This window comes from Pseudomonas sp. DWP3-1-2 (assembly GCF_049896285.1).
Taxonomy (GTDB): Bacteria; Pseudomonadota; Gammaproteobacteria; order Pseudomonadales; family Pseudomonadaceae; genus Aquipseudomonas.
The window spans coordinates 864419-888345 of the sequence record NZ_JAFCTZ010000001.1 but is presented as its reverse complement, the minus strand read 5'-3'; the positions used below and the strand labels follow the sequence as shown (position 1 = coordinate 888345).

Annotated in this window: 19 protein-coding genes; 5 read left to right on the top strand and 14 right to left on the bottom strand. The window is 59.6% G+C overall.

From position 1 onward, the window contains the following. Positions 1–89 precede the first annotated feature (89 nt). Positions 90–794: a YebC/PmpR family DNA-binding transcriptional regulator gene (locus ACP7B0_RS04125; RefSeq protein WP_426139632.1), complete on the top strand. Its 705-nt coding sequence runs from the start codon at positions 90–92 to the stop codon at positions 792–794. A 57-nt stretch (positions 795–851) separates the two neighbouring features. On the opposite strand, the gene ACP7B0_RS04120 is transcribed toward ACP7B0_RS04125, so the two are convergent. The 3 genes from ACP7B0_RS04120 to ACP7B0_RS04110 form a co-directional block, all read right to left on the bottom strand. Continuing rightward, on the bottom strand, positions 852–2198 hold the full coding sequence (locus ACP7B0_RS04120) for a leucine-rich repeat-containing protein kinase family protein (RefSeq protein ID WP_426139631.1): 1347 nt from the start codon (positions 2196–2198) through the stop codon (positions 852–854). Between the two features lie 178 nt (positions 2199–2376). Beyond that, entirely contained in the window at positions 2377–3135 is a 759-nt protein-coding gene (locus ACP7B0_RS04115; RefSeq protein WP_426139629.1) for an anti-sigma factor family protein, read from the bottom strand. Continuing rightward, entirely contained in the window at positions 3132–3644 is a 513-nt protein-coding gene (locus ACP7B0_RS04110) for a sigma-70 family RNA polymerase sigma factor (protein WP_426139628.1), read from the bottom strand. Before ACP7B0_RS04110 ends, ACP7B0_RS04115 begins: the two co-directional genes overlap by 4 nt. A 170-nt stretch (positions 3645–3814) precedes the next feature. Between ACP7B0_RS04110 and ACP7B0_RS04105 the strand changes: the two genes are divergently transcribed. Both ACP7B0_RS04105 and ACP7B0_RS04100 read left to right on the top strand, forming a co-directional pair. Continuing rightward, complete coding sequence (locus ACP7B0_RS04105) at positions 3815–4915, top strand: catalase family peroxidase (protein ID WP_426139627.1); 1101 nt, start codon at positions 3815–3817, stop codon at positions 4913–4915. After that, the gene (locus tag ACP7B0_RS04100) at positions 4912–5457 is read left to right on the top strand and encodes a cytochrome b (protein WP_426139626.1); all 546 of its coding nucleotides are present in this window, start codon (positions 4912–4914) and stop codon (positions 5455–5457) included. The genes ACP7B0_RS04105 and ACP7B0_RS04100 overlap by 4 nt, the downstream gene beginning before the upstream one ends. 319 nt (positions 5458–5776) lie before the next feature. Here the strand turns inward: ACP7B0_RS04100 and ACP7B0_RS04095 are convergent, their stop codons facing one another. From ACP7B0_RS04095 to ACP7B0_RS04085, 3 genes are all read right to left on the bottom strand, one after another. After that, positions 5777–6916, bottom strand: coding sequence for a M14 family metallopeptidase (locus ACP7B0_RS04095; RefSeq protein ID WP_426139625.1), 1140 nt, complete (start codon positions 6914–6916; stop codon positions 5777–5779). A 99-nt stretch (positions 6917–7015) separates the two neighbouring features. Continuing rightward, the gene (locus tag ACP7B0_RS04090) at positions 7016–7561 is read right to left on the bottom strand and encodes a sigma factor-like helix-turn-helix DNA-binding protein (protein ID WP_426140065.1); all 546 of its coding nucleotides are present in this window, start codon (positions 7559–7561) and stop codon (positions 7016–7018) included. 446 nt (positions 7562–8007) lie between these two features. Beyond that, complete coding sequence (locus ACP7B0_RS04085) at positions 8008–8475, bottom strand: Lrp/AsnC family transcriptional regulator (protein WP_426139624.1); 468 nt, start codon at positions 8473–8475, stop codon at positions 8008–8010. Between the two features lie 175 nt (positions 8476–8650). Between ACP7B0_RS04085 and ACP7B0_RS04080 the strand changes: the two genes are divergently transcribed. Next, positions 8651–12136: an indolepyruvate ferredoxin oxidoreductase family protein gene (locus tag ACP7B0_RS04080; RefSeq protein WP_426139623.1), complete on the top strand. Its 3486-nt coding sequence runs from the start codon at positions 8651–8653 to the stop codon at positions 12134–12136. A gap of 117 nt (positions 12137–12253) precedes the next feature. Here ACP7B0_RS04080 and ACP7B0_RS04075 read toward each other — a convergent pair whose 3' ends face one another. The 7 genes from ACP7B0_RS04075 to ACP7B0_RS04045 all read right to left on the bottom strand — a co-directional run bounded on the left by ACP7B0_RS04075 (position 12254) and on the right by ACP7B0_RS04045 (position 21033). Next, on the bottom strand, positions 12254–14206 hold the full coding sequence (locus ACP7B0_RS04075; RefSeq protein ID WP_426139622.1) for an acetyl/propionyl/methylcrotonyl-CoA carboxylase subunit alpha: 1953 nt from the start codon (positions 14204–14206) through the stop codon (positions 12254–12256). Beyond that, complete coding sequence (locus ACP7B0_RS04070; protein WP_426139621.1) at positions 14203–15024, bottom strand: gamma-carboxygeranoyl-CoA hydratase; 822 nt, start codon at positions 15022–15024, stop codon at positions 14203–14205. The genes ACP7B0_RS04075 and ACP7B0_RS04070 overlap by 4 nt, the downstream gene beginning before the upstream one ends. Before the next feature lie 27 nt (positions 15025–15051). Then, a complete protein-coding gene (locus tag ACP7B0_RS04065) occupies positions 15052–16659 on the bottom strand; it encodes a carboxyl transferase domain-containing protein (RefSeq protein ID WP_426139620.1) in 1608 nt (535 codons plus the stop codon). Between the two features lie 58 nt (positions 16660–16717). After that, positions 16718–17881, bottom strand: coding sequence for an isovaleryl-CoA dehydrogenase (locus ACP7B0_RS04060; RefSeq protein ID WP_426139619.1), 1164 nt, complete (start codon positions 17879–17881; stop codon positions 16718–16720). Positions 17882–18588: 707 nt separating this feature from the next. Continuing rightward, positions 18589–19488 (bottom strand): hydroxymethylglutaryl-CoA lyase, encoded by a 900-nt coding sequence (locus tag ACP7B0_RS04055; protein ID WP_426139618.1) that lies wholly within the window; start codon positions 19486–19488, stop codon positions 18589–18591. A gap of 29 nt (positions 19489–19517) precedes the next feature. After that, on the bottom strand, positions 19518–19919 hold the full coding sequence (locus ACP7B0_RS04050) for a MerR family transcriptional regulator (protein ID WP_426139617.1): 402 nt from the start codon (positions 19917–19919) through the stop codon (positions 19518–19520). 163 nt (positions 19920–20082) lie between these two features. Next, a complete protein-coding gene (locus tag ACP7B0_RS04045; RefSeq protein WP_426139616.1) occupies positions 20083–21033 on the bottom strand; it encodes a LysR family transcriptional regulator in 951 nt (316 codons plus the stop codon). A gap of 168 nt (positions 21034–21201) precedes the next feature. Between ACP7B0_RS04045 and ACP7B0_RS04040 the strand changes: the two genes are divergently transcribed. Next, positions 21202–22434, top strand: coding sequence for an acyl-CoA dehydrogenase (locus ACP7B0_RS04040; RefSeq protein WP_426139615.1), 1233 nt, complete (start codon positions 21202–21204; stop codon positions 22432–22434). 64 nt (positions 22435–22498) lie between these two features. Here ACP7B0_RS04040 and ACP7B0_RS04035 read toward each other — a convergent pair whose 3' ends face one another. After that, complete coding sequence (locus ACP7B0_RS04035) at positions 22499–23866, bottom strand: substrate-binding domain-containing protein (protein WP_426139614.1); 1368 nt, start codon at positions 23864–23866, stop codon at positions 22499–22501. Positions 23867–23927 lie beyond the last annotated feature (61 nt).

Here is a 23927-nt window from a genome sequence, read left to right as displayed (position 1 = left end):
TTTTCAGCGCGTTGCCCCAGCCATCATCGGCGTTTGTATCGACGGTGGCTGTGATGGGCAGGGCGCAATCGGATCAAGAGAGCACGAGCATGGGCGCACAGTGGAAGGTCAAGCATAAAGAAGCAGCATCCAATGCCAAGGGCCGTATTTTTGGCAAGCTGTCCAAGGAAATCATGATCGCCGCACGCGCAGGCGCTGATCCGGACATGAACCCGCGTTTGCGTCTGGTGGTCGAGCAAGCGAAAAAGGCATCGATGCCCCGGGAAACGCTGGAGCGCGCCATCAAGAAGGGCGCCGGACTGCTGGGCGAGAACGTGACGTTCGAACGCCTGACCTACGAAGGCTTCGCGCCCCATCGAGTCCCGGTGATCGTCGAGTGCCTGACGGACAATATCAACCGCACCGTGTCGGAAATTCGCGTGCTGTTCCGCAAGGGCCAACTGGGCGCCGCCGGTTCGGTGTCCTGGGACTTCAACTATCAAGGCATGATCGAAGCGGTGCCCACCACGCCTGACGCCGACCCTGACGAAGCGGCCATCGAAGCGGGCGCGCAGGACTGCGAGCCGGGCGAAGAGGGCGCAACGCTGTTCCTCACCGAGCCGACCGATATGGACGCTGTATGCAAAAAACTGCCTGAGTTCGGCTTCACCGTGCAGTCCGCGCAATTGGGCTATCGCCCGAAAAGCACCGTGGATGGCCTGACCGACGAGCAGATGGCCGAAGTCGAGACTTTTCTTGCCGCCATCGATAACCACGATGACGTGCAGAACGTTTATGTGGGGCTGGCGGGCTAAGCAGCCGTCGTACCTGTTGGAGCGCGCTGGCCTGCGGCGCTCCAACCGGCTTGAGTGTCAGAAGCGCAGCAGTGGCTCGATGTCCCGCAATGCCGGTCTTTCATTCACGGCAGGCTGCACACAACGCGCCTGCAACTGACGCAACGCAGTCAACTGCGATGCGTCCTCCTCGCAACGGTTCAGCAATTCCCCCAGCAAAATCCCGAACGCCCGGGTTTCGATCCTTTCCAGCGCATGCCCATAGGCCGCAGCGGGATGGAACGACGCGGCGCCAAAATCCCCCAGCAGGCACGTGCCATCGGCCTGCCACAGAATGTTGTGTCCGTATAAATCGCCATGGGTCATGCCGCATGCGTGCAGGTGTGCCGTGACCGAGGCGATGCCGTGAGCAATACGCAGGACGACAGACAAAGACAGGCGCATCGCCGCCGGGTAGATATCCCGGGTGCAGGATTCCAGGCTGGGCGGCCCCGCAAGATTGGCAAAGCTCGGGGCGATCAATTGCATCACCAGACCCGACTGGCCTTGGGGATGGTCGAGAATCTGGCCCTCGATGCCGATCAGGTTGGCGTGATTGCCAGCGGCAATGCAGGCGGCCATCTCATTGAGGGGCGAGCCATCAGAGGTGACGCTGCCTTTATACAGCTTGATGGCCACCGCTTTTTCGGCCTGATGGGGGCTGTGCCAGTGTGCCTGCTGGATAACCCCCGACGCGCCTTCCCCCAATTGCTGCTGAACGTGCAACTGCTGCCAGGGTATCTGCCGCACGGCGGGCTGTGCAGGTTCGGTACAGAGCGGGTTCCCTGCGTAAGCCAGCCAGGCCAGGGACGGCAGTTCCAGCAGCCATGAGGGCAATTGCGTCAGTTGATTGGCCGCGATGCGTACCAGCTCCAGCTGTTCACAGCGGGCAAGGCTGGAGGGCAGTTTCTGCAACTGGTTGCCGGCCAGCATCAGTTTTTGCAGCGCCTGGCAGTCACCCAGCGCTTCGGGCAGGCGCTGTATCCGGTTGTCGGTCAGGATCAGCCAGCGCAACCGGGGCGGCAGGGCTTGAGCCGGCACGTGGCTGATCTGGTTGGCCTTGAAGCCGACGATCTGCAACGCCAGGCACTGGCCGATGCTCTCAGGCAGGTCAGTGAACAGGTTGTCGGAGGCAAACAGCACCCGCAGACGCGTCAGGCGATGCAGGTCATCGGGCAGTTGTTGCAGGGCATTGCCGCTCAGGTTGAGCACTTCCAGCGTATCCGCCAGTTCGAAGATTTCCCTGGGGAATTCCTTCAGGCCACAGGACAGGTCCAGCCGTTTAAGGCCGGCCAGTCTGCCGGCGCGCAAGTCGTCGAGGCTGTGCGGCGACGTGTGCACGGGGGCGCTATGGCCTGGAGTGCCTGTTCCTTCTTTTATAACCATGATGCGGGCCTTAACACGGGGTATCGGTTGGGTCGCGGCAGTCAACATGCTCGAAAACGTTAACGATCAGCGTTGAGGGTTGGCGTGGGGCGAGAGTCTACCCATGTCCCGTTCGTTTCAGAACCCGAATCGCCAGCGACACGCCGCCGTTCACGCCGCTGTGCCCACTTGCCAGTGATCAGATCGATGCAGGCAATGCCTGTCGGGCGCGTTGGGTGGCTTCGTCTTTTGCCGCGCCCACCACTGCGTAGTTGTATCCGTCGCCGGACCAATAGTCAGCCTGCAAATCGCCGTCCAGACGACTGCCACGGGGGAGCATATGGTTGCGCGCACCTGGCGGCCGGATGTAGAAACTCAAGGTTCGTCCTTGCTCATCCTTGTACACCACCATGGCGGCCGGCCCTTGTTCAGTGCTGGTCATGCGCCCGCTGACCGGTCTGAAACCGGCAGCTTCCATGTTGGGCAGCCGCTCGGCACGGGCGAAGTTGCGGTCCAGCCATTGCTGGGCATCGTTTGACTTTTCAGGGTTCCAGTCGCTGGCCATCGTGTCGTTGACCGCGAACATCCGGTACGCCTGAACGGCATCGGCCATGGGCGGCGTGGCGTTACTCAGGGTCATTTCCCTGGCCTGCCAGCCGCTCAGGCCACCGATGCTGACGGCCATTAGCAACACCGCCGCTGTGGCGAAATGCCGATAGCGATTGCGGCGCAGGCGTTGGCGTATGAATGCCGGGTCCAGTTCGGGGTTGGCTTCGCGCTGCAGATCACCGCTCAACGCGGCGCGCAGCAGTTGCGCATCTTCTTGCCATTGCCGGACCTGCAAGGCGACGTCGGGGTGTGCGGCCAGCCAGGTTTCCAGCGTCAGCCGGTCCGCCTCGTCGAGCTGATGATCAACATAGGCATGGAGTACATGTTCGGTGGGGGGCAGGGTAATCATTTCAATATCCGCAGGGCAGGGGGCATGATTTCACCCTCACTGAGTTGACGAAGGGCCTGACGTGCGCGAGACAGGCGGGACATGACAGTGCCGATCGGTACGTCAAGAATCTCTGCGACTTCCTTGTAACTCAAGCCTTCCACCGAAATCCACAGCAGCAGGGCGCGTTGTTCGGTGTTCAATCGCTCGAAAGCGACCAGCGTGGACTGCGCCACCACGGTGCGTTCGACGCTGGGCTGGTAATGGTCCTCTGCGCCACCGGTGAACAGTTCCAGCATCCGTGTATAGCGCCGGGAGCGTCGATGGGCGTCGAGAAACTGCCGGTACAGGATGGAAAACAGCCAGGCGCGTAAATCACCCTCCGGTCGCTTGCTTCCCCAGGCCGACAACGCTTTTTCCAGGCTGGACTGGACCAGGTCGTCGGCACTGCTGGGATTGCGGGTCAGCGACTGGGCAAACCGGCGCAGGCGAGGGATCAACTCCCGTAACAGGTCATCAAACTCATTCATGGTCGGCGTGATTCCGGTTTGTCACGATGATCAGTGTGTGAGCAGAAAGACGACGCTCCCTGGCGTTTATTCCTTCATATCTACAATTAATTTCCCGGGAGGGAATAAACACTTCGGGGGTGCGTCTTACCGTCCACTTACCGACAGGCCAATGGCCCAGGAGAACACTCATGGTCGAGCGCTTCCCTCCGCCCGAGCAGCAAAAACCGCCCCTTGGCACCGGCAATACCCTGTTTCGCCTGGCCGGGATCGGCGTCCTTGTCGTGACTGCCGCCGTCTCATTGGCCTACGTTGGCGGTTACCTTGACCCTCATCGCCTGACTCCGGCGAGGCTGGTTGACGGTCTGGAACACAACAATGGCGTGCATCCCGGCTTCAGGCGTAACCATTCCAAGGGTGTCTGCGTGGCAGGTTACTTTGAAAGCAACGGCAACGCCGCGCCGTTCTCCAGCGCCGAAGTGTTTTCCCCGACGCGCACGCCGGTTGAAGGCCGGTTTGCGCTGCCCACCGGCAACCCCTATTCACCGGACAGTGCCGTTCCCTTGCGCAGCATGGCATTGCGCTTCACCCAGGCCAACGGCCAGCAATGGCGCACGGGAATGAACGCCATGCCGGTTTTCCCGGTAAGCACGCCCGAGGCGTTTTATGAGTTGATGCAAGCGCAGGCCCCGGACCCCGCCACCGGCAAACCTGATCCGGCCAAACCGGCCGCATTTTTCGCCAGTCATCCCGAGTCCGCGGCGTTTCTCGCCTGGGTCAAGACCGCCAAGCCTTCAGCCAGTTACGCCACTGAGACCTATACCAGCGTCAACGCGTTCTACCTGATCAATGCCGGAGGCGAACGGCAGGCCGTGCGCTGGAAAATGGTGCCGGTCGATCAGCCCACAGTGGCCAGCCCGCCACCGGATGCCAAGGATTATCTGGAGCCGGACCTCGACGGGCGGCTGGCCAGCGGGCCTTTGCGCTGGGACCTGATGATCACCCTGGCCGAACCGGGTGACCCGGTCAGTGATGCCAGCAAACAATGGCCGGGCGAGCGCCGCGTCGTCAATGCCGGAACGCTGGTGATCGACAGCACCCAACCGCAGGTGGACGGCGATTGCCGTGATATCAATTTTGACCCTCTGGTGCTGCCTGCTGGTATTGCGGGCTCTGAAGACCCGTTGCTGGCGGCCCGTTCCGCGGCCTATGCGGCGTCTTATCAGCGCCGTACGGGTGAGGTCGATCAGTTACCGAAAACAACAGCGCCCGTATCGGAGAAAAAATCATGAGCGAACCTAATCGACATTTCGCCCCGTTGGCGCGGCTGCTGCACTGGTCCATGGCGCTGATGGTTATTGCCATGTTGTTCGTGGGGGCGGGCATGGTTGCCTCGGTGTCCCAGCGTCATGAATGGTTGCTGAACCTTCACAAACCATTGGGTATCGCGATTCTGGTGTTGGTCATCCTGCGCCTTATCGTGCGGATGTCCACGAAAACGCCGCCGTTGCCTGCGGATTTGCCCGCATGGCAGGTGTTATCGGCCAGGCTTTCCCATGTGCTGCTGTACGCCCTGATGCTGGTGCTGCCACTGATTGGCTGGTCGATGATTTCCGCTGCCGGAGACCCGGTGATGCTGGGCAGTTCGGTGCGACTGCCTTCTATCGTCGCTGCCAACCCTCATGTCTTTGCGTGGCTGCGCCAGGCGCATACGTACCTGGCTTACTTGCTGTTTCTTACCATCCTGCTGCACGTCGCGGCCGCTTTGTTTCATGCCTGGATACGGCGCGACGAGGTGCTGGGGAGTATGTTGCGGGGCAGGGACGTTCGCTAGCGAGCTGCACTTGTCAGGCAGCTCGCGTCTGGGTTCTGTAGGCGGTCGCACACCTTCCTGACACCGTGGGACCGGCTTTAGCCGGGAAGGGGTATTTCAGGCGATGCAGATGCAGCGAACGCCCTGGCCTCTTCCCGGCTAAAGCCGGTCCCACGGGTTTGTGCGTGTGCGCAAATCGTCCAGACGACGCGATTGCGACTTGTGGCCGACCGAAGTGAGGGGATTGCGCGAAGCGCAACCTGACAAAAGAGCGGAAGTTTGCCTCCTTTGCCAAAACAAAGGAGGGGCGCAGTAAGGTCGCAAAGAGGGTGTCTCGTGTTCAGCGCAGCACAGACACCATATCCGATAGCGTCGTCAGCACGTCCTTGGCCAGCTGTTTCGAGCGTTTGCCGGACCAGCCCGTTATAAGGTCGGGGGCGTCGTCGTTGTCCTTGAACGGCATTTCAAGGGTCAGCGACAGGCATTTGAACTGCTCGCCGACGCTGTTGGCGGCCAGGTTCATGTTGGCCTGGCCGGGCTGCGAGCGTGGATACCCGTACCGGGTCTGGAAATCCCGGGTGATTTCGCTCAGGCGGCTGCGAAACAACGCCTCCAGCTCGCGCTGCTTGGACGTATAGCCAGGATTGCCTTCACACGCGGCCGTGAAAACGTAAGGGATTTCTTCGTCGCCATGGACGTCGAGGAACATGTCCACGCCATACTTTTCCATTTGCTGCTTGACGAAAAACACCTCGGGGCTGGCGTCTTCGGTGCAATCCTGCCAGCAACGATTGAGGTCCTTGCCGTTGGCATTGGTGCGCAGATGGCCATGGAACGAACCGTCGGGGTTCATGTGCGGCACCAGATACAAATCGGCGGCATCCAGCAGATGATTCAGTACAGGATCGTTCTGTTCCTGCAGACGCTCGATCACGCCTTCCATGAACCACTCGGCCATGTGTTCGCCGGGGTGCTGCTGGGCGATGATCCAGATCTTGCGTTTGCCCGGCGCGCCATCCCCTTTGCGCAGCAGCGTAATGTCCCGACCTTCGACCGTTTTTCCCGTGGCGAGCCATTGCGTGCCCGCGTTTTCCTGGGCGTGTTGGATTAGCCAGTCATGGCGTTCACGGCTGTAGGGTTCGAAATAGGCGAAATAGACGTGCGTGTGCGTCGGCGTCAGGGTGAAGTTCAGCGCCGTGCCATCGAATGAAGAGGGCACGCGGAACCAGTCCTGATGATCATAGGAGGCGACAGCGTTGTAGCCTGTCCACGCCTGGTTATAGCTGGACTGGCCGGCATTGTTGAGGCTGAAGTGGTGCGGCTCGCCGATTTTCAGGCCGTCAGCCTTGAAATGGAACCACTGGAAATGCGGGCTTTGGGTGTCAGGGCGCATGGCCAGTTGAATGTGTGCAGGGCTGCTTGCGTCTATGACTTCTATATTGCCGCTGTCGAAGTCCGCGCTGATGCTGAGAGTCGTCACGGTGTGTTCCTGTACGTCAGTGCCAAATGTGACAGCTACTTTACACGGAACACCGGGTGCCTCGGCGACGTAAACTTCAATCAATCTGTCGCCGGCAACTCAGGAGAACGCCTCGGCCGCGACCAGCAGCCCGCTCACGAATGTGCACAACAGCCACCAGCCCAGAAACGCGCGGCGCTTGCGCCGATGCCAGCCACTTGAGCCCATGGCGGACGCCGGTGCCTGCAACTGACGCCAGAGTCGTTCGGTGGCTTCGAAAGCGTGAAGGTGATCCAGGCTGGCATCCAGCCAGTGACGAAACTCGATGCGCTGGCTGGCCGTCGCCTGGGGGCTTTGTAAATGCACGTACCAGCGACTGGCCGCTTCATGGGCCGACTCGGCAATCGGGTCGATGGGCGCGGTGCCATGGCGTCGGCTCTGTTGCAGCGCACGCACCATGGCGCGCTCGACGCTGTCCGGCGCCATGTTCAGAAAGCCGGCAATGGCCGCGTAGGTCAGACCGTCGAGTCGGCTGAGGAGGAAAACCTGCTGGGTACGACGTGACAGTTTCTGCAGGCCGATGCGCAGGTTTTCCGATTGTCGGCTCAGGGGTTCGTCCGGCCGAAGATCAGGAAGGGCAGAAAAAGACGAGAGCTGAGTACTCATGATCGATTGGCCTCGCTGGTCTTTCATGTCGTCGTCCTTGATAAAGAAGGGGGGCGTCTTCCGTGACGCTCGTGGAACCGGGTGATGATGAGAGTGGTTCTCAGCGGAGATCCCTCATCATTTACTATTTATCTGTTCATCAAAGTCTATGAAAGCCAACTTCACAAACCCGTTCAATATTCTTTTTGCTATGATCCGCGCCATCGTAGAACGACACGTCTTCATTAGCCTGAAGCAACGAAAAAACCAAAAAAAAGACCCGGAAAAAATCCGGGTCAAAAACCGTGATTAGCCTGATGAGGAGATAATCCAGGAGCCGACCTAAGACTCCTGAGTTATCCAGCTGATCTTGCGATCAGCTGATGCAATAATAATCATTATCATTTGCAAGTCAAATGTTTTTCTTGCGCCCATGCAAAAAAACAATCGCTTTCCAGGCCCACACCTCAATCCAGCGGAAGCTCCGTGGTGCGTTTGACTTCGCTCATGGCGATGTTGGAATGCGCTTCCTGTACGTGTGGCTGTTGCAGCAGATGATCGCGCAGGAAGCGTTCATAGCTGGAAATGTCCTGGGCCACGACCTTCAGCAAGAAATCCATATTTCCCGCCATCGCGTAGCACTCCAGCACCTCCGGGTATCCGGTGATCGCCTCTTCGAACTCGGCCAGATAGCGCCGACCATGCCCCGATAACTTCACGCTGACGAAGACCGTCATGGTCAGGCCGAGTTTTTTCGGGCTGAGCAAGGCGACTTTGCGCTCGATCACGCCTTCTTCCTGAAGACGATTGATTCGCCGCCAGCAGGGGGATTGGGACAGCTCGACCCTTTCGGCGATCTCGGCCGCCGAGAGGTCGGCGTCGTGTTGCAGCAGGCGCAGGATCTTACGGTCGATAGGGCTTAATTTTGTCTGCATGAACTGACCCGCTTTTTTATTGTTATCGAAAGGAACATGTCGAATATCAGCAGATATTGGCCCATTTAGAAAGAAAAAGCCCCTTTGCTACAGGCAGTATTTTACGTGTGCCCCTGGATCGAACCGGTTGGGCGCCACAGCCTGAAATGCTCATAAAAATAAAAGGAGCACCTGAATGTCTTTGGCTGATATTCGTCTGGACGATAAGTACCGGCTCGCGACCGGAAATCTGTATTTGACCGGCACACAGGCACTGACCCGCCTGCCGATGCTGCAAAAGCAGCGCGACGAGGCACGTGGCCTCAACACCGCCGGGTTTATCTCCGGCTATCGCGGTTCACCGTTGGGTAACCTTGATAAAAGCCTCTGGGAAGCCAAGGACTACCTCAAGCAGAACGCCATCCATTTCCAGCCGGGCGTCAACGAAGAGTTGGCGGCGACGGCGGTTTGGGGCAGTCAGCAGGTCAATCTGTTCCCCGAAGGCAAGTACGATGGCGTCTTTGCCCTGTGGTACGGCAAAGGCCCGGGGGTTGATCGTTGCGGTGATGTGTTCAAGCATGCCAATTCGGCGGGTGTGGCGAATAACGGCGGCGTGCTGGTGTTGGCGGGTGACGACCACGGCTGCAAGTCGTCGACCATCGCCCATCAGAGTGAACATGCATTCATCGCGTCGATGATTCCGGTGCTCAACCCCAGCAACGTTCAGGAAATCCTCGATTACGGCATCATCGGCTGGGAGCTGTCGCGCTACAGCGGTTGCTGGGTGGCGATGAAAACCATTGCCGAGAACGTCGATTCCTCAGCCGTGGTTGAAGTCGATCCACTGCGCATCACCACGCACATCCCCGAAGACTTTGAAATTCCCGAAGGCGGCCTGCACATTCGCTGGCCCGATCCGCCCCTGGCCCAGGAAGCGCGGCTCAATACCTACAAGATCTATGCGGCCCGAGCCTTTGCTCGTGCCAACAAACTCAATCAGGTGGTGATTGACTCGCCCCAGCCTCGGCTGGGGATTGTCACCACCGGCAAGTCTTATCTGGACGTGCGCCAGGCGCTGGAAGAACTGGGCATCGATCAGGATTTATGCGCGCAGGTCGGCATCCGGGTGCTCAAGGTTGGCATGAGCTGGCCGCTGGAGCCGGTGTCGGTGCATGATTTTGCCGAGGGGCTGGACGAAATTCTGGTGGTTGAAGAAAAACGCAGCGTCATTGAGGATCAGCTCACGGGCCAGCTCTACAACTGGCCCGTGGATCGCCGCCCGGTCGTGGTGGGGGAGTTCGACGAGCAAGGGCGTTCGCTGTTGCCAAACCTCAGCGAGCTCACTCCGGCAATGATCGCTCGGGTCATCGCCAAGCGCCTGGCGCCGTTCTACAGCAGCCCGCAGATCGAAGCACGCCTGCAATTTCTCGCTGACAAGGAACAGGCGTTGCAAGCGCCCTTGTTCAACACCCAGCGCACCCCGCATTTCTGCTCCGGCTGCCCGCACAACACCTCGACCCGTGTACCTGAAGGCAGTCGGGCCCTGGCGGGCATTGGTTGTCACTACATGACCATCTGGATGGACCGCGCCACCGACACCTTTACCCAGATGGGCGGTGAGGGCGTGACCTGGATCGGCCAGGCACCGTTTACCAACACACCCCACGTGTTTCAGAACCTCGGTGATGGCACCTACTTCCATTCGGGGCATCTGGCGGTGCGGGCGGCGGTGGCGTCCGGGGTCAATATCACCTACAAAATTCTCTACAACGATGCGGTGGCCATGACCGGCGGGCAGCCCATCGATGGCATCCTGCGGGTCGATCAGCTCAGCCGTCAGGTGTTCAATGAAGGCGTGCAGCGCATTGCCCTGGTCTCCGATGAGCCGGATAAATACCCGAGCCGCGAAGGGTTTGCGCCGATCACCACCTTTCACCATCGTCGCGACCTGGACAGCGTGCAGCGAGAACTTCGGGAATTCAAAGGCGTGTCGGTGATCATCTACGACCAGACCTGCGCCACCGAGAAGCGTCGTCGGCGCAAACGCGGCACCCTGAAGGATCTGGAAAAGCGCGCGGTGATCAATCCCGCCGTGTGCGAAGGCTGCGGCGATTGCGGGGTCAAATCGGGCTGTTTGTCGGTATTGCCCAAGGAAACCGCTCAGGGCCGCAAGCGTGAAATCGACCAGAACGCCTGCAACAAGGACTTCAGTTGCGTTGAAGGCTTTTGCCCAAGCTTCGTGACGGTCCACGGCGCAACATTGCGTAAACCCACCTTGCCAACCCAGGCAACAGCCTTTGCAGCGCTGCCGGAGCCGCAACTCCCGAGCTTGGACAAGCCGTTCAATATTCTATTGCCGGGTGTCGGCGGCACTGGTGTGACTACGGTCGGTGCCATGCTGGGCTTTGCCGCTAATCTGGAAGGCAAGGGCTGCAGCGTGCTGGATCAGGCCGGTCTGGCACAGAAGTTTGGCCCGGTGGTCAGCCATATTCGAATCGCAGCGCGTCAAGACGATCTGTTTGCCGTACGCATTGCCGCCGGTGAAGCCCATCTGTTGCTGGGTTGTGACCTGCTGGTGGCGTCCAGCCCGGACGCGATTGCCAAACTCAACTCGACATTTACCCACGCCGTGGTCAACAGCCAGCAAACGCCCACCGCCGAGTTTACCCGCAACCCGGACGCCGAGTTTCCGGCTGAGGCCATGAAGCAAACCATTCGTGATGCCGTGGGCGAGTCGCATACCCACTTTGTGCAAGCCACCGAACTGGCCACCAAACTGCTAGGCGACACCATCGCCAGTAACCTGTTCATGCTGGGTTACGCCTTTCAGCTGGGTTTGATCCCGCTCAGTTCGGCGGCGATCGAGAAAGCCATCGAACTCAATGGGGTGTCGGTGGCGCTTAATCAGCAGGCCTTCTTGTGGGGCCGTCGCGCTGCCCATGATCCGGCGGCCGTTCAGGCTGCAGCCGATCCTCAGCGGCAGGTACCTGAAACGCCGCAGCTTCTGACGCTCGATCAGCGCGTGCAGGCCAATGTCGCGGCCTTGACTGACTACCAGAGCGCCGCTTATGCGAAGCGATACATGGACCTGGTGAGGAAAGTCCAGACCACCGAGGCACGCCTGTTCCCCGGTCAGCAGTTGGCGTTGACCGAAGCCGTGGCCTTCAACTACTTCAAATTGCTGGCCTACAAGGACGAGTATGAAGTGGCGCGCTTGTACAGCAATGGCGAGTTCACTCGCCAACTACAGGCGCAATTTGAAGGCGATTATCGTCTGGAATTCCACCTGGCCCCGTCATGGCTGGCCAAGGGCGACAAGCTGACCGGACAACCGCGCAAGCGCAGCTTTGGACCCTGGATGCTGAAAGCTTTCAATGTGCTGGCCAAATTCAAGTTCTTGCGTGGCACAGCCATTGATCCCTTTGGGCGCAGTCTGGAGCGGCGTCAGGAGCGGGAACTGATCGAGTCCTATGTCAGCGACATCGAGCTGATTCTCCAACGCTTGAATGCCTCCAATCGCCACACGGCATTGAGCCTGGCACGGCTGCCGGAGAAAATCCGGGGTTACGGCCACATCAAGGAAAGCGCCATGAAAGCCGCCGCCCTGCAAGCCGGGCGCATGCGCCAGGGTTTGATCAGCGGCGAAGTGGAGTTGCCGAAGTTGTATGAAGTGGCTGCCTGATTCAAGCCGGTAAACGGGGTCTATGGAAGACCCCGTGTTCGCAGGTGATCGCTTGTCTTTCTGGACGGGTTGGGGCTGGAGGCGGGTAGGTCCTGGCAAACAGACCCGCCACTCAGGTCATTCGCAAGCGGCCTCAAGCTCCACCAACACCGTCCCTTCACTGACCATCTCGCCTTCTGCGCAATGCAGCGCCGTTACAGTCCCGGCGTGCGCTGCGCGGATGCTGTGTTCCATTTTCATGGCTTCCAGCACCACCAATTGCGTGCCAACCTCCACCGGTTCGCCCACGGCTACCAGTACGCGAACAATGCTGCCGTTCATGGGGGCCGTCAGGCCGCCTTGAGGGCCGTGACTGGACGCTGCCTCGGCAATCGGGTCCAGGCGTTTGACGGCGTGAACTTCACCCTGCCAGTGCAGAAACAACGTGTTCCCGCGTCGAATGGCCTGATGCCTGCGCGTCACGCCATGGGTGATGACCTGTAGCTCTTCCCCGTTCCAGAAGGATGGGCTGTTGCGCAACTTGAGGGTCTGATGCTGATCGTTGCAGCTCAAATGCAGGTCGATTTCAGCGGGCAATCCCAGCCGCAGCCCGGTGTGGGTTGCCCAGGGTGAATGAACGTCATCTTCACGAACCCGCGTCGTAGCGCTTTGGCTGAAGGCCTGAGCCGCAGCCTGCCAGAAGTCAGCGGACAGCTCGGTGGGGCCAGGCAACAGATGGGCCTGATAACGGGGGATGAAATCAGTATCCAGTTCGGTCGCGGCGAACGCCGGATGGCCCACGATGCGCCGCAGGAAGGGCAGGTTGGTCTTTACGCCGCCCACCAGACACTCATTCAGCATGCGTAGCAGGCGCAGGCGGGCCTGTTCGCGGTCGTCGCCCCAGGCGATCAATTTGGCCAGCATCGGGTCGTAAAACGGCGAAACACGGTCCCCTTCATGGACGCCACTGTCGATACGTTCGCCCGGTTGCAGCGAGCACTCTCGGTAGAGCTCCAGCGTGCCGGTTGAAGGCAGGAAATCGTGATCGGGGTCCTCGGCGTACAGACGAACCTCGATCGCATGGCCGTTGCACGGCACGTCTTCCTGAGACAGCGGCAGGGCTTCACCCTGGGCAATGCGAATCTGCCATTCAACCAGATCCACACCTGTAATGAGTTCGGTGACCGGATGCTCGACTTGCAGGCGCGTGTTCATTTCCATAAAGAAAAACTCGCCACGGGCGTCGAGCAGAAACTCCACGGTTCCTGCGCCCACATAGCCGATGGTTTGTGCCGCACGCACGGCTGCTTCGCCCATGGTCCGGCGCAGTTCTGCGCTCAGGCCCGGAGCAGGGGCTTCTTCGACGACTTTTTGATGGCGCCGTTGAATCGAACAGTCGCGATCGTGCAGATAAATGCAGCGACCCTGCTGATCCGCGAATATTTGTATTTCCACGTGCCGTGGCTTGAGCAGGTATTTTTCCACCAGCATGCGCGAGTCGCCGAACGACGCCTGGGCTTCCCGTTGCCCGGACGCCAGAGCCTGGGCCATGTCTTCGGCGCGCTCCACGACCTTCATGCCTTTGCCGCCGCCGCCCGCCGTTGCCTTGAGGAGCACCGGATAACCAATGCGCTGCGCAGCGGCCAGAAAGGTGTCGAGATCTTGCGCCTGTCCGTGATAGCCGGGCACCAGTGGCACACCGGCATCCTCCATCAACGCCTTGGCCGCGGCCTTGCTGCCCATGGCGTCAATGGCCGAGGCGGGCGGACCGAGGAAGATCAGCCCTGCGGCCTCGATAGCCCGGGCGAAGTCGGCATTTTCTGACAAGAAACCATAACCGGGATGGATCGCCTGGGCACCGCCGGCCCTGGCGGCTTCGATCAGTTTGTCGATCCGCAGGTAACTGTCGGCTGCCTTGTTGCCGCCCAGATCCACACAGATATCCGCTTCACGGGTGTGGCGCGCATCGTGATCCGCTGCGCTGTGGACGGCGACGGTCGTCAGCCCCATTTTTTTGGCGGTGCGCATGATCCGACAGGCAATTTCGCCTCGATTGGCGACGAGCAACGTGGTCAATGTCGAGGTGCTCATGGGCGCGGCTCCTTATGACTGTCGGCGGCGGCCTGCCAGCGGGGCGTACGTTTTTCCAGAAAGGCCCGCAACCCCTCCTGGCCTTCGGCGCTGATGCGGATGCGTGCGATGGCATTCTCGCAATAGCGCCGCAGCGCCGGGCTCAACTCGCCGTTGCCGACTTCGCGGAGCAAGTCCTTGCTGGCGCGCATGGCCAGCGGGCTGTTGAGCAGCAGGTTGGCCACCCATTGCTCGACCTGCTGCTCCAGCTCGTCAGCGCCATAACACTCGGCCAGCAGGCCGATCTGCTGTGCCTTTGCCCCGCTGAATCGCTCGGCGGTCAAGGCATAACGGCGTGCTGCACGCTCGCCGATGGCCTGGACCACAAACGGACTGATCACGGCAGGTGCGAGGCCAATACGCACTTCCGAGAGACAGAATTGCGCATCCTCGGCACCAATGGCCATGTCGCAGCAACTGATCAACCCCAGCGCGCCGCCAAAGGCCGCGCCGTGCACGACCGCCAATGTGGGGATTTTCAGCCTGGCCAGGTTGTACATCAGTTCGGCGAGTTCCCGGGCGTCATCCAGGTTGGTGTTGTAGTCCAGGTTTGCGGACTGCTGCATCCAGGCCAGATCGGCGCCGGCGCTGAAGTGCTTGCCACGTCCGCGAATCAACAGAAAACGCAGGCTGGAATCGCTTTGAACCTGATCCAGTGCGACGATCAGCTCGCGAATCATCTGGGCATTGAACGCGTTGTTTTTATCCGGGCGATTGAGCCACAGGGTGCCGAAGCCACGGGGGTCGCGGTGTATTTCTACAGTATGAAAATCGGTCATGATCATTCCTTGGGCGCACACACCGGCTTACATGCGAAACAGGCCGAATGTGGTGGGTTCGATGGGGGCGTTCAGCGCGGCGGACAGCGCCAGGGCGAGGACGTCCCGGGTCTGGGCGGGGTCGATCACGCCGTCGTCCCACAAGCGGGCGCTTGAGTAATAGGGATGCCCCTGATGTTCATACTGATCCAGAATCGGCTGTTTGATCTCGGCTTCCTGGGCGGCACTGAAAGGCTGGCCGCTGCGTTCGGCCTGTTCGCGCTTGACCTGCACCAACACGCCCGCCGCCTGTTCACCCCCCATGACGCCAATGCGCGCGTTGGGCCACATCCACAGAAAGCGCGGATCGTAGGCGCGACCGCACATCCCATAGTTGCCCGCACCAAAGCTGCCGCCGATGATCACGGTGAACTTCGGCACCCTGGCGCAGGCCACGGCCGTGACCAATTTGGCCCCGTGCTTGGCGATGCCCCCGGCCTCGTATTTCTGGCCGACCATGAACCCGGTGATGTTTTGCAAAAACAAGAGCGGGATGCCGCGCTGACAGGCCAGTTCTATAAAGTGCGCGCCTTTTTGCGCCGCTTCGGCAAACAGAATGCCGTTATTGGCCAGAATCGCGACGGGATAGCCATGCAGGCGGGCGAACCCGCATATCAGGGTGGTGCCGAACAGCGCTTTGAATTCATCGAATTGCGAGCCATCCACCAGTCGGGCGATGACTTCCCGCACGTCGAATGGCTGCTTGGCGTCGGCGGGGACAACGCCATACAGCTCGTCGCTGGCGTACAGCGGCGGGATGGGTGCGATGGCGTCGAGTTGGCCCCGTTTACGCCAGTTCAGGTTGGCGACGCAGCGACGGGCCAGCTCCAACGCATGCTCGTCGTTCTCGGCGTAGTGGTCCGCGACCCCGGAGGTGCGGCAATGCACGTCAGCACCACCGAGGTCTTCAGCGCTCACCACTTCGCCGGTCGCGGCTTTGACCAGTGGTGGACCGGCAAGAAAAATCGTGGCCTGCTGGCGCACCATGATCGCTTCGTCAGCCATGGCGGGCACATAGGCACCGCCCGCCGTGCAGGAACCCATGACCACGGCAATCTGCGGGATGCCCTGAGCACTCATGTTGGCTTGATTGAAGAAGATGCGACCGAAGTGCTCGCGGTCCGGAAACACTTCATCCTGACGCGGCAGATTGGCGCCTCCCGAGTCCACCAGATAGAGGCAGGGCAGGCGGTTTTGCTGGGCAATGGCCTGGGCGCGCAGGTGTTTCTTCACCGTGAGGGGGTAGTAAGAGCCGCCTTTCACCGTGGCATCGTTGGCAATGATCATGCATTCGACGCCTTCGACCCGGCCAATGCCAGCGATGACCCCGGCGGCGGGAACGTCTTCCTCGTAGACCTGATACGCGGCGAGCTGGCCGATTTCAAGGAAGGGCGAACCGCTGTCGAGCAGACGGTTGATGCGTTCCCGAGGCAGCAGCTTGCCTCGAGAGGCGTGACGCTCCTGGGCTTTGGAGCCGCCACCTTGCTGGACCTTTTCCAGCAACTGACGCAAGCCCTCGACCTGCTCCAGCATTGCCATGCTGTTGGCAGAGAATTCCGCCGAGTGCGTATTGATACGTGTAAGAAAAATGGCCATCCGTTACTCCCTGGCGCTGAATCCGGAACCCGGCGCGCCGCTTGAACCTTGCGGCGGCTTATCGGGTTTCGTTGAACAGTTCGCGCCCGATCAACATCCGCCGGATCTCACTGGTGCCCGCGCCGATTTCGTACAACTTGGCATCGCGCAGCAGCCGGCCCGCCGGAAACTCGTTGATGTAACCGTTGCCGCCCAGAATCTGGATGGTGTCCAGGGCCATTTGCGTGGCGCGTTCGGCGCTGTACAGAATCACCCCGGCGGCGTCCTTGCGGGTGGTTTCACCGCGCTCGCACGCTTGCGCCACGGCGTACAGGTAGGCACGACTGGCGTTGAGTTGGGTGTACATATCGGCGACCTTGCCCTGGATCAACTGGAATTCGCCGATGCTCTGGCCAAATTGCTTGCGGTCATGGATGTAAGGCACTACCACGTCCATGCAGGCTTGCATGATCCCGGTAGGGCCTCCTGAAAGCACCACGCGCTCATAATCCAGGCCACTCATCAGCACTTTCACGCCGCCATCGAGTGCGCCCAGCAGATTTTCTTCCGGTACTTCAACGTCGTCGAAAAACAGCTCACACGTGTTGGAGCCGCGCATGCCGAGCTTGTCGAACTTGGTACTGCGGGAGAAACCTTTCCAGTCCCGCTCAACGATGAACGCACTGATGCCGTGGGCGGCTTTTTCCGGGCTGGTCTTGGCGTAGATCACATAGGTGTTGGCGTCGGGGCCGTTGGTGATCCAGGTCTTGCTGCCATTGAGGACGAACCGGTCACCGCGCTTGTCGGCGCGCAGCCGCATGGACACAACGTCCGAACCTGCATTGGGCTCACTCATGGCCAGGGCACCGACATGCTCACCGCTGATGAGCGCGGGCAGGTACCTGGCTTTCTGCGCCGGATTGCCGTTGCGATTGATCTGATTCACGCACAGGTTGGAATGTGCGCCGTAGGAAAGGGCAACAGAGGCCGATCCCCGGCTGATTTCTTCCATGGCCACCACATGGGCCAGGTAACCCAGGCCCGCGCCGCCGTATTCCTCGTCGACCGTAACCCCCAGCAGGCCCATCTTGCCAAATTTGCGCCACAGGTCGGCCGGGAACAGGTTGTCCTTGTCGATTTGCGCGGCACGCGGGGCAATTTCGGCAGCAACGAAGGACTGCACTTGGTCGCGCAGCATGTCGATGGTTTCGCCCAAAGCAAAATTCAGGCTGGGGTAGCTCATGGGTGGCGTTCCTTATTGTTATCGGGTGTAGATGCTGTGACCTTTACGTTAACGTAAACCTGTAAACAGAATGTGTCAAACAGGAAAAGGACTACAGAAAAGGTTTGCAGCATGGGGGGGAGGGGGAAGGAAAAACGGATGAGCGGAAAGCACGAAGGGGAGCCTAAGCTCCCCTTCAAGGTATGTATTGCTGCTCTTTTTTTATTATGAGGCTGGCCTGTTGTTGTTTTTGGCGACCTGGCCTTCACTGCGTTGTTGAGCGACCCCCATTCGGGGTCAAGAGCAAACGTATTTTTTTGAGCGCTGATGCTGCTTTTATCGAATCGATCCAACCGTTCTGGCGCTGCCTGAAGGCAGTTTTATTGTTCTCTATCCGGTGGCGAGGTTCTGTAAACCAGAAGCCTCAAAAAGCTAATCCACTCCAAAAAGATCTGTTAGCTGCGTCTCTGTCCGTGTTGTTCTTGTTATGTCAGAGCCGGTACGTATTGTTTTTATTGGGTTGTTGCACATTTTATTGTTGTTGTACGGAAGATATAGCAGGACCCGTGCCAGTTTTGCCAAGTCCTTTGATTACGGGGGTGTCGGGAGATTCGATGGCCGATGAAGCGGGGAAATGTATCGAGATTTGTTTCCGTGTTACCCGTTTGCGTGGCTCGCTGCCCGTGTCGCTGTGCCCAGGGTAACACTCTGTGACAAGTTGTCGCAGTTCAGGCCGACAGTCGCGCCTTGGCCACGCGCGAACCTGTTGGACGGCCCAATACCTGGCAAATGCGTTGGCCTGCGGCAATCAACTTGTCCAGATCCACGCCGGTCTCAATGCCCAGACCGTTGAGCATGTACAGCAAGTCTTCGGTGGCGACATTACCGCTGGCGCCTTTGGCATAGGGACAGCCGCCTAACCCGGCGACCGAACTGTCAAAGACCTGAATGCCTTCCAGCAGGCTCGCATAGACATTGGCCAGAGCCTGGCCATACGTGTCATGAAAATGCCCGGCCAGCTTGCCTCGGGGGATTTGACTGGCAACGACGTTGATCAGCTCACGGGTTGCGCCGGGGGTTCCGGTGCCGAGGGTGTCGCCGAGGGAGATTTCGTAGCAACCCATGGCCAGCAACTCATTGGCCACCGCTGCGACCTGTTGCGGCTCCACCTTGCCTTCGTAAGGACAGCCCAGCACGCAGGAAACGTAACCCCGTACCTTGATGCCATGCAGCCGCGCCGCCTCCATGATGGGGGCGAAACGTTCAAGGCTCTCGCTGATGGAGCAGTTGATATTGCGTTGGGAAAACGCCTGGGAAGCGGCGGCGAACACGGCGACTTCCTTGACGCCCGCCGCCAGGGCATCTTCGAAACCGCGCCAGTTGGGTGTCAGTGCGGCGTAGGTGACGTCCTTGCTGCGCTGGATGTGTTCGAACACCTCGGCAGACCCGGCCATCTGCGGCACCCATTTGGGCGAGACGAAGCTGCCGACCTCGATATAGCCCAGGCCAGCGCCGGACAGGTCATCCACCAACTGAACCTTGTCTGCGACGCTGATGGGTTGGGCCTCATTCTGAAGCCCGTCCCGTGGGCCGACTTCTATCAGGCGGACATGTTTAGGCAGCAACATAGAGGACTCCAGCTGGATTCAGTCGAGGATCATTGAGTAATTTTCTGATTTTCATCGATTGTGTTTAGCGCAAGCATGCACCGCTCTTCAGCGGTATCCAGTTCCAGCTGCATTTGCCGGATGTCCAGCAACTGTTGTTCAAGCTGGAGGCGGCGCTCGCCGATCTTGTCGAGCATGGTATGCAGCTGCTTGCTATTGCCGCCGCTGGGGTCGTACAGCCCGATCAGGTCCCGGCATTCGGCAAGGGAAAACCCGATGCGTTTGCCACGCAAAATCAGTTTGAGGGTGACTTTGTCGCGAGCCGAATAGATACGCTCCAGCCCTCGGCGCTCGGGGGCCAGCATGCCTTGTTCTTCATAGAAGCGGATCGCCCGGGTCGTAATATCAAGCTCACGGGCGAGATCGGAAATGCTATAGGTTTGATTGCTCATCAGCCGGCTCAGGGGAAAACATAGCGCTAACCTACGACCCCCTTGACGTAAACGTCAAGCAGACATCCCGTTGGTATCAGGGCCCACGGTGGCGTAACCACTAAATTCCCTTGAGCTTGTTAGCTAGAAATAACTTTAACTGTTGTCGAATATTTTATTTAAATCAGCTAATTAAAGCTGATTCTTGAGAGTCTTTAGAGGTATTTTCCTTCGCTGTGATTGACTGGCACAGCTCAATGATCTGCTCCCGCATCCAGCGGTTTGCAGGGTCTTGATCGGTGCTTTCGTGCCAATACAGATGGGTCTCCACAGACGGCACGTCATTGACCGGCAGTGCCACGTAGTGCAGATCATGTCGCCGCGCAAAGCGCTCTGGCACCGTCATCACCATGTCGGTTTGCTGCAACACCTGAGACGCCATCAAGTAATGCTGCGAGCGCAGGGCGATCTTGCGCTGTATGCCCATTTTTCCCAGCGCCAGATCCACATACCCCAAGCCACTTCTGCGGCTGGAAATGTGGATGTGCGTCAGTGACAGGTAGTCATCGAGCTTGAAATGTTCCTTGCTGGCCAGCGGATGGCCACGGCGCATGGCACAGACGTATTTGTCTTCCATGAGCTTGACGTGGCGCACCTGCGGATCGGTGTTGAGGGGCGCGTCCACCGCGAAATCAAGACGCCCGGCCGCCAGCTCCTTGGTGGTCTCCCGGCGCTTGGACAGAAAGCTTTCAATGGTCACATTGGGCGCCAGGCGGCGCAGACGCTGGAACAAGGCGGGCAGCGTCACCGCTTCGGTGAGGTCGGTCATGCTGATGCGGTAGTTCTTGTTGGCTTGAAGGGGATTGAAGATGCGGCTTTCCTGCACCGACACCCTGAGCAGCGACAAGGCATTGCGTACCGGGCCAATGATGTTCTGGGCCATGGGCGTGGGCACCATGCCCTGGGCGGTACGGACAAACAGCGGGTCGTTGAACGTCTCACGCAGGCGCGCCAGCGCGTTGGAAACGGCGGGCTGGGTGATGCCGACGATTTGCCCGGCGCGGGTCAGATTGGCTTCGGTGTAAATCGCGTCAAAGACGATAAACAGGTTGAGATCGACCTTGCTCAGGTTCATTCCATGCCCTCATTGCTGTTTTTGTTGTGTCGCGGCTCGATCGCTGCGTAGCCCGATCATATATCGGTTATGAATGTTTATACACGCTGAGAATAGGTTAGATAAATGTTGGTCGCTGGCCTAGCATCCGGTTAATGACCGAATAACCTCATCAGAAGGCAGCGCCCCATGGATTTTGCGTACTCAACGAAGGTTCAGGAATTACGCGAGCGCGTCACCGCGTTCATGGATGCTTACGTTTACCCTGCAGAACCGGTTTTCGAACGTCAGGTGGCAGAAGGCGACCGCTGGCAGCCTACCGCGATCATGGAAGAGCTCAAGGCCAAGGCCAAGGCGCAAGGGTTGTGGAACCTGTTTCTGCCGGAATCCGAACTGGGGGCCGGGCTCACCAATCTGGAATATGCGCCGTTGGCGGAAATCATGGGCCGCTCCCTGCTGGGACCGGAACCCTTCAATTGCTCTGCACCCGATACGGGCAACATGGAAGTGCTGGTGCGCTATGCCAGCCCGGCGCAGAAAATCCAGTGGCTTGAGCCGTTACTGCGTGGAGACATTCGCTCGGCATTTGCCATGACCGAACCTGACGTCGCGTCGTCGGATGCTACCAATATGGCCGCGCGCGCTGAGCGTGTGGGTGACGAGTGGGTCATCAATGGCCGCAAGTGGTGGACCTCAGGGGCCTGCGATCCGCGCTGCAAGATTCTGATCTTCATGGGGCTGAGTAATCCCGATGGGCCGCGGCATCAGCAGCACTCAATGATCCTGGTACCGACGGATACACCGGGGGTCAAAATCGTCCGTCCGGTGCCGGTTTTCGGTTACGACGACGCGCCTCACGGGCACGCCGAGGTGGTGTTCGAAAACGTGCGTGTGCCGTACGAAAACGTCCTGTTGGGCGAAGGTCGCGGTTTTGAAATTGCTCAGGGCCGGCTCGGGCCGGGCCGTATTCATCACTGCATGCGCTCAATCGGCATGGCCGAGCGGGCGTTGGAGTTGATGTGTCAGCGCGCAATCAGTCGGGTGGCTTTCGGTCGGCCCTTGGCCCGGCTGGGCGGCAATGTCGACAAAATCGCCGACTCTCGAATGGAGATCGATATGGCGCGGCTGTTGACCCTCAAAGCCGCCTACATGATGGACACCGTGGGTAACAAGGTGGCCAAGAGCGAGATTGCCCAGATCAAGGTGGTCGCGCCCAACGTGGCACTTAAAGTCATTGATCGGGCCATCCAGATACACGGCGGCGCCGGGGTTTCCAATGACTTCCCCCTGGCTTACATGTACGCCATGCAGCGCACGCTACGCTTGGCCGATGGCCCTGACGAAGTGCATCGCGCAGCCATTGGCAAGTTCGAGATAGGCAAGTATTTGCCCAAGGACCTGCCTGGCGCCGGGAAGCGCTAAGCGCGTCGTCCGGGGCGCGAGTCAGTCAGGAAGGCGAGGTTTGAGTGAGCGGTGCATGCGCGCCTCAATTCACCCAAACCTCCACCCGGCGATTTTTGATTCGGCCTCCGTCGACGTCATTGCCCGCCACGGGCATATCCTCGCCGAATCCCCGAATATCCCGGACGATCACGTTGTTTTTGATCAGTTCCCGGCGTACCGCCATGGCGCGCAGTTTTGACAGCAATGTCGCACGTGCGGGATCGCTTTTGGCATCGCCAAAACCCACCAGCGTGACGCTGCCGTTCATTTTGTTGTGGTGTTTGAGGTAATCAATCACCCGCGTCAGGTCCTGCTGTGCCTTGCTGTCCAGCCGGGCGCTGCCCTGGGCGAAGCGGAAATTCACCGAGAGCCGCTGGGCTTCCCGGGTCAGCACCTGATAGTCACGAGGCATTTGCGCTGTGGGCTGGACCTGGATGGCCTGTACCGTCTGCGCCACGAAACCACTCTGCGCGACGATAGCCTGTCCTTCAGGGCTTTGTGCAAATTGTACGAGTGCCTGAGCCCAGTGCTGAGGCGCCTCAGGCGGCAGGTAAAAATAGAGGCGTCGGGAGAGCGGGTAGTCCTCGGTGGCGATCAGGCTGACGGTTGGCAGCATGGGTTTCGCTTCGCCATCAGCTATGGCCACCGCCTTGGCTTTAAGGATGTAAGGCAGGCCGATGAACCCGATGCCGTAGAGATCCTGGCTCACGAGATACGACAATTGCTCGCTGGACTCCAGGCGACTGGCACTACGTGACAGGGTTTTGCCATATTTAAGCAGCACCAGCTCCTTGAAGGTGTCAAAGGTCCCTGATTGCTCGTCCCTGGCGTACAGATGGATCGGGCCGCCGGAACCGCCCAGTTCTTCCCAGTTGACAATTTGCCCGGAAAACACTTGGGCCAGTTGCTCGGTGGTCAATTCCCGCAGGGGGTTGCCCGGGTGCAGGATCACCGCAACGCCGTCAATCGCGATGACCTGTTCGGCCTTGTGGCTTCGCAGGTCCCCCAGGGCTTTGAGGTCGAGCGCCTCCTGAGGCTTGATGGCGCGCGAAGACGCGGCCAGATCAGCCTTGCCGGTTTTCAGCGCCTCAAAGCCGGTGCTTGAACCGTGGGCCGCCACGTCAATGGTGACCACGTGACGCTCGGTTGTTGTTCCAGACACGCGCACTTCATTGGGCTGCGCCCCGGGTTCGGTGTGCACCGACTGCAAGCCTTGCTTGCGCATCAACCCTTCGACAAGTGCAGGCCCCAGTTGCGCGCCGATGGTGTTTGAACCCTGAATACGCAGCACGGGGTTGTTATCGCTAGAGAGAGGGGTGGCCGCCGAGACGCCCATGGACGCTAAAAGAAGGCCGGTCAGCAACGTCGGCACAAGGCGGCCAACTTTCAGGGACAACACAGCGCGCAGCATCTGCGGCACCTACAGAGGAAGGAAAGTGCCGGGAGAATAAGTCAGATACGTTACCGGGACG